Annotated in this window: 8 protein-coding genes; 6 read left to right on the top strand and 2 right to left on the bottom strand. The window is 70.9% G+C overall.

Translation table 11 applies throughout. From position 1 onward, the window contains the following. The first annotated feature begins 346 nt into the window (after window positions 1-346). Window positions 347-1,111 carry a serine protease gene (locus tag ACFT9I_RS35605; RefSeq protein ID WP_382571419.1) on the top strand — a complete coding sequence of 255 codons (765 nt, stop codon included), beginning with the start codon at window positions 347-349 and terminating at the stop codon, window positions 1,109-1,111. 160 nt (window positions 1,112-1,271) lie between these two features. Beyond that, window positions 1,272-4,382, top strand: a complete 3,111-nt coding sequence (locus ACFT9I_RS35600; RefSeq protein ID WP_382571416.1) for an endo-alpha-N-acetylgalactosaminidase family protein — start codon at window positions 1,272-1,274, stop codon at window positions 4,380-4,382. 45 nt (window positions 4,383-4,427) lie between these two features. Here ACFT9I_RS35600 and ACFT9I_RS35595 read toward each other — a convergent pair whose 3' ends face one another. Then, the gene (locus ACFT9I_RS35595) at window positions 4,428-6,179 is read right to left on the bottom strand and encodes a beta-galactosidase family protein (protein ID WP_382571414.1); all 1,752 of its coding nucleotides are present in this window, start codon (window positions 6,177-6,179) and stop codon (window positions 4,428-4,430) included. A gap of 126 nt (window positions 6,180-6,305) precedes the next feature. Here ACFT9I_RS35595 and ACFT9I_RS35590 point away from each other — a divergent pair, with 126 nt between their 5' ends. The 4 genes from ACFT9I_RS35590 (at window position 6,306) to ACFT9I_RS35575 (ending at window position 11,818) form a co-directional block, all read left to right on the top strand. Next, window positions 6,306-7,193, top strand: coding sequence for a helix-turn-helix domain-containing protein (locus ACFT9I_RS35590; protein WP_382571413.1), 888 nt, complete (start codon window positions 6,306-6,308; stop codon window positions 7,191-7,193). Between the two features lie 45 nt (window positions 7,194-7,238). After that, window positions 7,239-7,586 (top strand): chorismate mutase, encoded by a 348-nt coding sequence (locus ACFT9I_RS35585; RefSeq protein ID WP_382571412.1) that lies wholly within the window; start codon window positions 7,239-7,241, stop codon window positions 7,584-7,586. Between the two features lie 102 nt (window positions 7,587-7,688). Further along, window positions 7,689-10,187, top strand: coding sequence for an aminopeptidase N (gene pepN / locus ACFT9I_RS35580; protein WP_382571410.1), 2,499 nt, complete (start codon window positions 7,689-7,691; stop codon window positions 10,185-10,187). Between the two features lie 218 nt (window positions 10,188-10,405). Then, window positions 10,406-11,818 (top strand): lysine N(6)-hydroxylase/L-ornithine N(5)-oxygenase family protein, encoded by a 1,413-nt coding sequence (locus ACFT9I_RS35575; protein WP_382571409.1) that lies wholly within the window; start codon window positions 10,406-10,408, stop codon window positions 11,816-11,818. Window positions 11,819-11,895: 77 nt separating this feature from the next. Here ACFT9I_RS35575 and ACFT9I_RS35570 read toward each other — a convergent pair whose 3' ends face one another. Next, window positions 11,896-13,713 carry a bifunctional metallophosphatase/5'-nucleotidase gene (locus tag ACFT9I_RS35570; protein ID WP_382571408.1) on the bottom strand — a complete coding sequence of 606 codons (1,818 nt, stop codon included), beginning with the start codon at window positions 13,711-13,713 and terminating at the stop codon, window positions 11,896-11,898. Window positions 13,714-13,732 lie beyond the last annotated feature (19 nt).

The raw sequence follows: 13,732 nt of genomic DNA, 5'->3' as shown, positions 1-13,732 counted from the left end.
GTGTATAAGAGACAGCCCCTCTCTTTGCCGGGGGCCCGGCTTTCGCCCGTGTGGGCGCCTTGTCGGTGGACGCTCGCGCGGCGGGAGGGGGTGAGGGGGCGTTCCGGTGTTCGGTGGCCGGACGGCGACCGGAGGCCGACCGTTCGGTTGGCCGAGATTCGTATCTTGTGGGGCCGCTCCTGCCCTCCGGATAATCCGGATCGCGTTCCTGTCGGGCTCATGCCAACGGCGCGCAACGCGCGTCGACCCGTGTGCCCTGCAGGGATGAATCCCTCAAGCCCCCACGAAAGGCAGACCGTTGAGCATTCAGGGTGTTCTCAAGAGATGCATCGCCGCCGGCGCTGTCATGCTCGCCGCCATCAGCCTCCAGGCCACCTCCGCCTCCGCCGCACCCGTGCCGGACGCGCCCAAGACGCAGGCCGCCGCCCCCCTCGCGCCGCCCGTCGTCGGCGGCACGCGCGCCGCCCAGGGTGAGTTCCCCTTCATGGTCCGCCTCTCCATGGGCTGTGGTGGCTCGCTGTACTCCACCACCGTCGTGCTCACCGCCGCGCACTGTGTGAGTGGATCGGGCAACAACACCAGCATCACCGCCACCGCCGGTGTCGTGGACCTCCAGAGCTCCAGCGCCATCAAGGTCAAGTCCACCAAGGTCCTCCAGGCCCCCGGCTACAACGGCTCGGGCAAGGACTGGGCGCTCATCAAGCTCGCCACGCCCATCAACCTGCCGACCCTGAAGATCGCCACCACCACGGCGTACAACAACGGCAACTTCACCGTCGCCGGCTGGGGCTCGGCCACCGAGGGCGGCGCCCAGCAGCGCTACCTCCTCAAGGCCACCGTCCCGTTCGTCTCCGACGCCACCTGCAACTCGAACTACGGCGGCCAGATCATCGCCTCCGAAGAGATCTGCGCCGGCTTCTCCGCCGGCGGCGTCGACACCTGCCAGGGTGACTCCGGCGGCCCGATGTTCCGCAAGGACAACACCGGCGCCAACATCCAGGTCGGCATCGTGAGCTGGGGCAACGGCTGCGCCCGGCCCAACTACCCCGGTGTCTACACCGAGGTCTCCACCTTCGCCTCCGCCATCGCGTCGGCCGCCGCCACTCTCTGACCAGGTCTGACCTGAACGTGTGACCCGCAGGGGCGGGACAGGTCACGGACACGCCGTCGGCGCGTTAGTCCAAGACCTGTCCCGCCTTTGTCCATGGGCGCACCCGCTCCTCGCGACGCAGATTGACGTGCACGGAACACCGTGGACGAAGAGGAGCGACGTGTACGCCAACGCAAGCGACCGAGGCCCCCGCCGCAGAACCGTCGTGGCCGCCACCGCACTCGTGGGGGCGGGCGCCGCCCTCGCCGCTCCGGGCGGCGCCTTCGCGGCCGGTACGGGGGCACCCACCACGCCCGCGCCCGCCCCCGGCACCCGCGAGACCGTCCTGCGCTCCCGCGAGCTGGAGGTCCGCGTCGACAGCGGCTTCCCGCGCGTCGTGTCGTACACCGACCGCGGCACCCGCGCCGTCCTGCACGGGCAGAGCGCCACCGTCACCGGCGTCCTCGTCGACGGGGCGCCGCACACCCCACGGGTCGCCACCCGGCCCGCCGGACGTGGCCGGATCTCGTACACCCTCACCTTCGACGGCGGCACCGAGATCGACGTCGAGATCGCCGTCGACGGCTGGCGCGTCGAGTGGCGCGTCACCCGCGTCGCGGACACCGAGGCCCTGCGCGTCGGCACACTGGAGGTGCCCGAACTAGCCCTGGTCTCCGTACGGAGCGACCAGAGCGGCGCGACACTGCTGGCCGCCCGCGTCGAGATCGACAAGGCCAAGAGCGGCGACACCCTCGTCCGGGTCACCCCCGACACCCCCGCGAAAGCGGCGGCGGGCTGCGCGTACGCCGTCGTGGCGCACGACAGGCTCGGCGGCGCGATCGAGACCAACACCGTCTACGACAAGCCCGGCACCGGCACCACCTGGGACAACGGCCGGCTCTGGCACCGCACCGAGCGCCGGGACGGCGCCGTCGAGGCCCAACTGCGCTGCGGCCAGTGGACACACCGCGCGGCCACCTCACCGGTGGACGCCACCGAACCCCTGCCGTACGCCACGGTGATCGTCACCCGCGACCGGGGCGGCGACGGCACCGTCGACTGGCAGGACGCCGCCATCGCCTTCCGCGACATCATGGTCACCCCGCTCGGCGCCGACGAACAGCACCTGAGGGTCGTCCCGCACATCCCCTTCAACTTCGCCAGCCAGGCCACCAACCCCTTCCTGGCCACCCTCGACCAGGTCAAGCGGATCTCGCTGGCCACCGACGGGCTGCGCCAGTACACCCTCCTCAAGGGCTACCAGTCCGAGGGCCACGACTCCGCGCACCCCGACTACGCCGGAAACCACAACACGCGCGCCGGCGGGCTCGCCGACCTCAACACCCTCCTCAAGGAGGGCGCGAAGTGGCACAGCGACTTCGGCGTCCACGTCAACGCCACCGAGTCCTACCCCGTCGCGAACGCCTTCTCCGAGACGCTCGTCGACAAGACCGACGAACAATGGGACTGGCTCGACCAGAGCTACCGCATCGACGCCCGCCGCGACCTCGTCTCCGGCGACATCGTCAAACGCTTCCAGGACCTGCGCGACGAGACCCACCCCGCGCTCAACACCCTCTACATCGACGTCTTCCGCGAGTCCGGCTGGAACTCCGACCGGCTCCAGCGCGCCCTGCGCGACCAGGGCTGGCACATCACCACCGAATGGGGCCACGGCCTCGAACGCTCGGCGCTCTGGTCGCACTGGGCCACCGAGACCGACTACGGCGCCGACACCTCGCGCGGCGTCAACTCCCAGCTCATCCGCTTCATCCGCAACCACCAGAAGGACGTCTTCGCCGACAAGTGGCCCACCCTGCTCGGCATCCCGCGCACCGGCAACTTCGAGGGCTGGGTCGGCAAGACCGACTGGCACGTCTTCTACGAGCTGATCTGGACCGACTCTCTGCCCGCCAAGTACCTCCAGGCGTACCCGATCCGGCGCTGGACCGAGCACGAGATCAGCTTCGCCGGGCCGACGAACACCGTCGTCAGCGACACCGACGGCACCCGGCGCATCACCACCGACGGGCGGCTCGTGTACGACGACGGGCGCTACCTGCTGCCCTGGGAGCCGCGCGAGGCCAGGAACCCGGCCAAGCTCTACCACTACAACCCCGCCGGCGGCAGCACCCAGTGGCAGCTGCCACGCGGCTGGGCGGGCCGCTCCCGTACGGCCCTGTACCGCCTCACCGACCAGGGCCGCGAGCACGTCGCCGACCTGCCCGTACGGGGCGGCAAGGTCACCGTCGACGCCGCGGCCGGGCAGCCGTACGTGCTCTACCCCGCCCGTGTACGCGACACCCCCGACCCGCACTGGGGGCAGGCCACACCGGTCCACGACCCCGGCTTCAACTCCGGCTCTACGGACGGCTGGCAGATGACGGGCGGACCGGCGCGCGTCGAGCTGAGCGCGCTCGGCGACCACGAACTGGTCATCGGCCCCGGCGGCGCGGCCTCCGTAGGACAGCGCCTCGAACGCCTCGCACCGGGCACGTACGCCGCGTCCGTACAGGTCGAGGTCGGCAGGACGGCGGGGGAGCGGCGCCGGGCGGCCCTTGAGGTCCGTACGTCCGACGGCGTGACGGCGGTCAACTGGACGGCGACCTCCACGGCGGGCAACTACGTGGCCGCCGACCGCAAGCACGGCACCCGCTTCCAAAGGATGTTCACCCACTTCACCGTCCCGGAGCGCGGCGGCCCCGTCGACCTCCGGCTGACGGCTGAGGCGGGCGAGGCACGCGTGCGGTTCGACAACGTCCGCGTCGTCGGCGCACGCCGCTCCACCCGGCCCGGCGCGCTGGTCTTCGAGGACTTCCAGCACGTCCCGCAGGGCTGGGGCGTCTTCGTGAAGGGCGACGCGGGCGGCGCCACCGACCCGCGCACCCATGTCGCCCAGCGGCACGCGCCGTTCACGCAGCGCGGCTGGAACGGCAAGGCGATCGACGATGTCATCGACGGCACCGAATCGCTCAAGTCACGCGGCGAGAACGACGGGCTGGTGTACCGCACCGTGCCGCACACCGTCCGTTTCGAACCGGGCACGCGCTACCGCGTCACCTTCCGCTACGAGAACGAGAAAGCCGGACAGTACGCCTGGATCACGGCCGTGGACGAGCCGGGGGAGCGGGAACTGTCACGTACGGAGCTGCCCGTCGCGACCGAACCGACAGTCCTGAGCTACGAGTTCACCGCCCCGGACGACGGCGAGGCGTGGGTGGGACTGCGCAAGGTGGGCGACGACGGCACGGCCGAGTTCGTACTCGACGCCTTCGAAGTACGGGAGGTGTAGCGGCCGCCGGGCGGGCCCCGCACGGGCCCGCCCGGCCAGGGGTCGTCATGCCAGCCGTACGTGCCTCTCGCCCGCGCCCTCCAGCTCCAGCACCCACACCTCGTTGTGCCCCGCGCGCAGCACCGGCCCCGGCACATACAGCGACTCCTGCGGGCCCACCGCCCAGTAGCGGCCCAGACAGAAGCCGTTGACCCAGACGAAGCCGCGCGTCCAGCCCGGCAGGGAGAGCCGGGCGTCACCGGGGGACGCAAGGTCGCACGAGCCCCGGTACAGGCCCCGCGCGCCCGGCCAGGACGGGGCGCGGAACGGGAGCGCGGCGACCGCCGCCGCGTCGTCGAAGGCGTCCAGCCGCAGACCCCGCGACCGAACCCCGTGCAGATACTGCCGCTCGTGCCGGAAACCGCCCGTGATCCCCTTCGGCTCGCCCGTACGCGGCCCGTAGTTGACCCGCCCCAGGGACTCCACCCACGCCTCGACCACCGCGGGCCCGGCCACCGGCTCCGCCAGCACCGGGTCCTCCTCACGCAGTACCCCCGCCCGCACCCCGTCGACCTGCACCACCGCCAGATCGCGCAGCCCCGCCAGCGTCAGCGGATACGGCCGCCGGGGACCCGGTACCGCCACCCGATAGCGCACCAGCCCCCGGTCCACGCCCAGTTCGTCGAAGGACGGCGGCATCGGCGTGCTCGTCTCCGGACCGCCGAGCGCGTCGATCACCTCGTCCAACGGCGCCCACACGTCCAGCTCCGCCCGCACCGGCCCGTCCCCCAGCACCGGGGGAGCGGGCGGCACCTCGGGCAACGGCCCCTCCTGGTAACCCGCCAGGACCTCCCGGAACAGCCAGAACTTCTCCGTGGGCCGCCCCGCCTCGTCCACCGGCGCGTCGTAGTCGTACGACGTCACATCCGGCTCCAGCACACCGTCGTGCAGCGCGCCGGCCCGATTGGCACCCGCCCGGCCCGCGAAGTTCGTACCGCCGTGCGCCATGTAGATGTTCACCGACGCCCCGCACTCCAGGATCTCCCGCAGCGCCCCCGCCGCGTCCGCCGGATCGCGCACCACATGCCCCGCGCCCCAGTGGTCGAACCAGCCGCACCAGAACTCCATGCACATCAGCGGACCCCCGGCCCGGTGCTCGCGCAGCGTCCCGAACGCCGCGCGCGCCCCCGACCCGAAATTCACCGTCGCCAGCACCCCGGGCACCGAGCCACCGGTCAACATGTGGTCCTCCGGCCCGTCGGAGGTGAACAGCGGCACATCGATCCCGCAGTCGCGCAGCAGCGCGGCCAGAGTCGAGAGGTACGACAGGTCGGAGCCGTAACTCCCGTACTCGTTCTCGACCTGCACCATGATCACCGGGCCGCCGCGGTCGATCTGGCGGGAGACGACCTGCGGCAGGAGGCGCCGGAACCACCGCTCCACCGCCGCCAGATACTCCGGATCACCGGTCCGGACACGCGCACCCACCGCCGCCGTCAGCCAGTGCGGCAGCCCGCCGTTGTCCCACTCCGCGCAGATGTACGGGCCCGGCCGCACGATCGCCCACAGCCCCGCCTCGTCGGCCGCGTCCAGGAACCGGCCCAGCGCCGCCACGTCCGCGTAGCGGCCCGGCGCGGGCTCGTGCAGATTCCAGGGGACATACGTCTCCACACAGTTCAGGCCCATCGCGCGCAGCATCCGCAACCGGTGCGGCCACTGCTCCTCGTGGACCCGGAAATAGTGCAGCGCCCCCGAGAGGAGCCGCACCGGGCGGCCGTCCACCAGGAAATCCTTGTCACCTACAGTGAAATCGGCCACCGCCGCTGCCCCTTCGGTCGATCCTGTGCCAGGGTCACCGTCACCCCCTGGCCAGGGACCGGTCCATGGACAAAGATCAGCGATGCATGGACGCAGACGAAACCGGCAGGGGAGGCGCGCAAGCGGATGTACCACACCTGGATGCGGTACTTCACCCCCAGCCCCGTCCACCACCGCCTCGGCCTCGTCTGCCTCGGCGTCGGCCTCCAGCACGGCCGGCTGCCGACCGTCGGACCCCGCGTCCTCGACCATCACGTCGCCGTCCTCATCGGCGCGGGCAGCGGCTGGTACCGCGACCCCGAAGGCCACCGCACCACCGTCACCGCGCCCGCACTGCTCTGGCTCCTCCCCGGCGTACCGCACCACTACGGCGCCGACCCCGAGACCGGCTGGGACGAGAGCTTCGTCGACTTCACCGGCCCCGCCACCGCCACGTACACCGAACTCGGCTACATCGAGACGGACCGCCCCGTCGTTCCCCTCTCCGACGCCGCCACCGCGCGCGCCGCCGTCGGCCGCATCGTCCGCGCCGCGCGGCGCGGCAACCCGCTCCTGGAGGTCGAGACCGGCGCCGCCGTCCACGAACTCCTCGTCGAGCTGCGCCGCGCCCGCGCCGACACCAACGCCGAGGGCGAACTGGTCCTCCAGGCCCTCGCCCGCGACGCCTTCCTGCCGCTCTCCGTCGCCGAACACGCCGCCCGGCACGGCATGAGCCCCGCCGAACTGCGCAACGCCGTCCGCAGGGGCGCGGGTTGCAGCCCCAAGGACTATCTGCTGGGCATCAGACTCGGCCGCGCCAAAGAACTCCTCGCCGCCACCGACCTGCCCGTGGCGGCCGTCGCGCGCCGCGTCGGCTACGACGACCCGGCGTACTTCTCCCGGCTGTTCACGCGCCGCGTGGGCACCGCGCCCATCCGCTTCAGGGAACGCCAGGGCCGGACCGTCCCCGGCGGCTGGAGCGACCGCGTCCCGGACCCCGACCACCCGCCGACGATCACGACGCCCCCTCCTTGAGACGCCACACCGTGCCGCCGAGGACAGGCCCTAAGCTTCCGAACCATGACCACGAGTACCAACGGTGACAACGGCGGCATCGACCAGTCCGTCCAGGCCGAGCTGGACCGGCTCCGCGGCAGTATCGACAACATCGACGCGGCCGTCGTACACATGCTGGCCGAACGGTTCAAATGCACCCAGCAGGTCGGCGTCCTCAAAGCCGCACACCACCTGCCGCCCGCCGACCCGGCCCGCGAGTCCCGGCAGATCACCCGGCTCCGGCAGCTCGCCGAGAGTGCCCGGCTCGACCCCGCGTTCGCCGAGAAGCTGCTGAACTTCATCATCGCCGAGGTGATCCGCCACCACGAGACGATCGCGGACGGTACCGCCGCGCGCGAAGACGGGCCGTAAAGGCGGCGAAGTGCCCCCCTTGCCCCCGTACCCCGCTCCGTGCGCTCTCAGCGCAACCCCCACCCGCTGCGCGCCCCGAGGCCCATCGGGCAGCATGTCCCCATGTCCGTACTGACGCGCGACGAAGCGCAGACCCGTGCCCAGCTCATCGACGTCCACCGGTACACGGTCGCCCTCGACCTGACCACCGGCGACGAGACCTTCGAATCCCGCGCCGCCATCCACTTCACCGCCCTCGCGGCCGGAGACACCTTCGTCGAGCTGAAGCCCGCACTGCTGCGCTCCGTCACCCTCGACGGGCAGCCCCTGGACCCCGGCGCGCTCACCGAGAACCGGCTCGCACTCACCGGACTCGCCGCCGGCGAGCACGAACTGCGCGTCGACGCCACCATGCGCTACTCCCGCACCGGCGAAGGCATGCACCGCTTCACCGACCCCACCGACGGCGAGACCTACGTCTACACCCAGATGTTCCTCGAAGACGTCCAGCGGGTCTTCGCCGTCTTCGACCAGCCCGACCTCAAGGCCGTCTTCGCCCTCACCGTCACCGCACCCGAAGGCTGGACCGTCCTCGGCAACGGCATCGCCACCGACGAGGGCGACGGCCGCTGGAGCCTCGCCGCGACCCCGCCCATCTCCACCTACCTCGTGGCCGTCGCCGCCGGCCCCTGGCACTCCGTCCGCACCGAACACGCGGGCCTGCCCTTCGGCATCCACTGCCGCCGCTCCCTGGCACCCCATCTCGACATCGACGCCGACGAGATCTTCGCCATCACCCGCGCCTGCTACGACCGCTACCACGAGAAGTTCGAGGAGCCGTACCCCTTCGACTCCTACGACCAGGCGTTCGTCCCCGAGTTCAACGCGGGTGCCATGGAGAACCCCGGCCTCGTCACCTTCCGCGACGAATTCGTCTACCGCTCCGCCGTCACCGAGACCGAGCGGCAGACCCGGGCCATGGTCATCGCCCACGAGATGGCCCACATGTGGTTCGGCGACCTCGTCACCCTCACCTGGTGGGACGACGTCTGGCTGAACGAGTCCTTCGCCGAGTACATGGGCTACCAGACCCTCACCGAGGCGACCCGGTACACCGACACCTGGGTCGCCTTCGGCATCGACCGCAAATCCTGGGGTTACGACGCCGACCAGCGGCCCTCCACCCACCCCGTCGCGCCCAACCCCGACGCCGTGCCCGACACCGCCTCCGCGATGCTCAACTTCGACGGCATCTCCTACGCCAAGGGCGCCTCCGCCCTGCGCCAACTCGTCGCCTGGCTCGGCGAGAAGGACTTCCTCGCCGGCATCAACACACACTTCGCCCGGCACAAGTTCGCCAACGCCACCCTCGCCGACTTCATCGACTCCCTCGCCGCCTCCACCGACCGCGACGTGCACCGATGGGCCGAACAGTGGCTCCGCACCACCGGCGTCGACACCCTCACCCCCACCGTCGACGGCAACGGCTCCGAGGCCGGCTGGACACTCGACGTCACCCAGCAGGGCGACCGCCCGCACCGAATCGCCGTCGGCGCCTACGACCGCGACCTCGTCGACCCCGGCCACCTCACCCCACGCGACCGCTTCGAGATCGACATCCCGCAGCAGGACGGCCCCACCCGCCGCCCCGGCCGCCGCCCCGACCTCGTCGTCCTCAACGACAGCGACCTCACCTACGCCAAGGTCCGCCTCGACGACCGCTCCTGGGCCACCGCCCTCGACTCCCTCTCCGCCGTCCCCGACCCGCTGACCCGCGCCGTCGTCTGGAACGCCGCCCGCGACATGGTCCGCGACGGCGAACTGGCCCCCACCGCCTACCTGGACGCCGCCCGCACCCACCTCCCGCACGAATCCGACCTCGCCGTCGTCCAAGGCGTACTCGGCTTCGCCACCACCCAGATCACCGACCGCTACCTCGGCCCCGACGACCGGCCCGCCGCCCTCGCCACCCTCACCGCCATCTGCCGCGCCCTCATCCGCCGCACCGAGGACGGCAACGCGCCCGGCCTGCGCCTCACCGCCGTACGCCACTTCATCGCCGCCGCCACCCAGCCCGACGGCATCCAGGACTGGCTGAACTCCGGCAGCGTCCCCGGCGGCCCCGAACTCGACCCCGAACTGCGCTGGCGCATCCTCTACCGCCTCGCCGTCCTCGGCGCCGTCGACGACACCGCCGTCGACGAGGAACTCACCCGGGACCCCAGCGCCACCGGCCAGGAAGGCGCCGCCCGCTGCCGCGCCGCCCGCCCCGACAGCGACGCCAAAGCCGCCGCCTGGGAACGGATGTTCCTCGGCGACGACCTGTCCAACTACCTCTTCACCGCCACCGCCCAAGGCTTCTGGCAACCCGAACAGACCGACCTCGTACGCAAGTACGTCCCGCGCTTCTACACCGACGTCGTCGACCTCGCCACCCGCCGCGGCCCCGCCATCGCCGAATGCGCCGGACGCTACGCCTTCCCGCTCCACGCGGTGGACGCGCAATCGCTGCGCCTGGGCGAAGAATGCCTGACCGGCCCTGACCTCCTGCCCGCCCTGCGCCGCAAACTCGTCGACCAACTCGATGACCTCCGCCGCGCGCTCCGCGTACGGGAAGGCTGACCCTCCTTACGGAGGAGCCGACCCTCCTTACGGACGACGGGCCGGGCACGCGCGTACGGCGCTGCCCGGCCCGTCCTCCGTACCGAAGCCCGCACACCACTCTCCTTCAGCGCACACCGCTACCCCTCCCGGGTTCGGATCGTTGTGCACCGTGGGCACCACCCGACCGACCCCGGACCCCCCGGTGCAGTTGCCCCACGCGCCCTGAAGGACCCTCCATGACCGACCTGTCAGCAGACGATCACGACCGGCCGCACGACCTGGTCGGCATCGGCATCGGACCGTTCAACCTCTCCCTCGCCGCGCTCGCCGACGGCATCCACGGAGGTCTCGCCGCCACCTTCTTCGAACAGCGCCCCGCCTTCCACTGGCACCCCGGCCTGCTCCTCGACGGCACCACCCTCCAAGTGCCCTTCCTGGCCGACCTGGTGACCCTCGTCGACCCGGCGAGCCCCTGGTCCTTCCTGAGCTACCTCAGAGCCCGCGAGCGGCTCTACCCCTTCTACTTCGCCGAGCGCTTCCACATCCAGCGCGCCGAGTACGACGCCTACTGCCGCTGGGTCAGCGAACAACTCCCCGGACTCCACTTCGGCCACCAGGTCGACGCCGTCCGCTGGAACGCCGAACGCGCCCTCTTCGAGGTCGACTTCACCCAGCTCGACCACGACGGCGAGGTCGAGGCGCTCGGCCGCGCCTACACCCGCAACGTCGCACTCGGCATCGGCACCGAGCCCTACATCCCCGAACCGCTCAAACTCCTCGCCGACACCCCCGCCGTCCCCGTCATCCACTCCGCCGACTACCTCGCCCACCGCGACCGGATCCTCGACGCCGAACACATCACCGTCGTCGGCTCCGGACAGTCCGGCGCCGAAGTCTTCCTCGACCTGCTGCGCGCCCGCCCCGCCGGCGCCGAGAAACTCCACTGGCTCGCCCGCACCGAGGCCTTCGCGCCCATGGAGTACTCCAAACTCGGCCTGGAGCAGTTCACCCCCGACTACACCAGCTACTTCCACGCACTCCCCGAACGGGTACGCGACGAACTCGTCCCACGCCAATGGCAGCTCCACAAAGGCATCGACGCCGACACCATCGCCGCCATCCACGACGAGCTGTACCGCCGCACACTGCACGGCGGCTGGCCCGACGCCGTCCTCACCCCCGGCGTCCTCGTCCGCACGGCGGGCCGCGTCGGCGCCACCAGGATCGAACTCCACCTGGAACACGCCCAGCAGGCCGGCCGCTCCCGCCTCACCACCGACGCCGTCGTCCTCGCCACCGGCTACCGCGAGCGCCCGCTCAGCCGGCTCCTGGCCGGCCTCGACCCGTACATGCGGCTCGACAAGTCCGAACGCCCACGCATCGACGCCCGCTACCGGCTGGTCCTCGACCCCTCCGTGACCGGCTCGGTGTACGTACAGAACGCCGAACGGCACACACACGGCGTCGGCGCCCCCGACCTCGGCCTCGCCGCCTGGCGCAGCGCGACCATCCTCAACTCCCTCACCGGCACCGAGCCCTACCCGCTGCCGCGCCGCACCGCGTTCACCAGCTTCGGCCTCGACGGACAGGAAAGGCACCGGCAGGTGCCGGTGCCCAGGGGTCTCGTACCGCTCTCCGAAGTGCGCTGACCCGCCTCCGCCGCGGGGTTTGCGCCGGCGTGGTGCCGAGGGGACGGCACCACACCGGCGCGTCATCGCGCGACGAGTCAGAAGACCGGGGTGCCGTCGCGCGTGAGCTTCCAGTCCACCGAGGCGAACCGCGCCGGGTCGACGGTCTTCTCCGTCTGCACCCACGTGATGATCGTGTTCCGGATCTCGTCCGGATTGGCCCACAACTGCTGGGCACCCGCGACATGCGGGAAGTTCCCGCCGCCGCTCGCCCGGTAGTTGTTCACCGCCAGCACGAACTTCGCCGCCGGATCCAGCGCCTTGCCCTCGAAGGACAGATTCACGATCCGCGAACCGGCCGGCTTGGCGATGTCGATGTCGTACGTCAGCCCCGACACCACGTCGTAGTTGTAGTCCGGGATGTTGTCCGCGTTCGTCAGCTTCGACGTGTCCACCGGCGCGCCCGCGGCCGTCCGCACGTAGTACTTGGCCGAGAACTCCAGATAGTCCTTGATCTGAGCACCCGTCAGCAACCGTGCCTCCAGGGTGTTCTCGAACGGATACAGCCCCGCCGCGTCCTTGATCGTCACCTCACCCGCCGGGATCCCCGCCGTACGCGAGAAGCACGACGCCTGCGACAGCAGCGGCAGCGCCGCCCACTCACCACCCGCGAGACCGGCCTTCACCGTCTCCGTCTGCACATGGTTGATCAGATCGATCAGCGGCTCGTCCCGCCACGGCGCGTCGACCGTCGTCATCGCCGCCGTCGACGTCCCGATGACCTGGTTGACATAACTCACCACCTTGCGGTGCTCGTCGACCAGCAGCCCCGTGATCTTCTTGTCCTCCTCCACCGTGTTGGAGTTGAGGACCTGCGCGCCCACCTTCTCCACCGACCAGCGGCCCCGCTCCCACACCAGGTCGAAGTCGAACAGCGTCAGCCGCTGCCCCCACTTCAGCGGCTCGGACAGCACCACGTCCTTGCCGGTCTCCTTGTTGGTGACCCGGTACTCCGGAATCTCACTGTGCGCGTGACCGACCAGGATCGCGTCGATGCCCGGCACCTGCTCGGCCACCAGACCGGCCGCGTTCTCGATGTGCGGAAGCTGATCTCCGTAGGAGGACGTACCGCTCGACCCCGAATGCGCGGACACGATCACCACGTCCGCGCCCATCGACCGCAGCTTCGGCACCCACTTCGCCGCCTGCTCCTCCAGACCCGGGAACGTCATCTTCCCCTGGACGTTCACCTTGTCCCAGATCGCGATACCCGGATTCGTCAGCCCCAGCACCGCCACCCGCACATCACGCCCGTGCGGCGTCCGCAACCGCTTGATCACATACGGCGGGAACGCGGGCCGCAGCGTCTTCGCGTCCAGCGCGTTGGCACCGAGCAGCGGGAAACGGCACTGCTCCTCGAACTTCCGCAGCACCGGGATGCCGTAGTTGAACTCGTGGTTGCCGAGCGCCGCCGCGTCGTAGCCGATCGCGTTCATCGCCTGCGCCATCGGATGCACCGGGCCGCGCTTCGCCGTGATCGGATCGATCTTGGCGTAGTAGTACGAGAGCTGGGTGCCCTGGATGGTGTCGCCCGCGTCGATGAGCAGGGTGTTGCCCCGGCCCTTCTCCTTACGGATGCGGTTCACCAGCGTCGAGATCTTGGCCAGTCCGACGTCGTTGCGGTCCTTGTCGTCGAACTCCTTGTCCGTGAAGTAGTCCCAGTTGAAGACATTGCCGTGCAGGTCCGTGGTGCCCATCACGGTGAACGAGTACCGCTTCGGCGGACGTCCATGGCCGGCCCCGTGGCCGGCGTCCTGCTCCCGCGCCGCCGCGGGCACGGCGGCGCCCCCGGCGATCGCCACACCGGCTCCGGCGGCGGCGGAACGCTCCAGGAACGTCCTTCGGTTCAGCGGCATCGCTACTCCCTCGATCTCG

The organism is Streptomyces sp. NPDC057137 (assembly GCF_042670825.1).
Taxonomy (GTDB): Bacteria; Actinomycetota; Actinomycetes; order Streptomycetales; family Streptomycetaceae; genus Streptomyces.
This window is presented reverse-complemented; position numbering and strand designations above follow the sequence as displayed.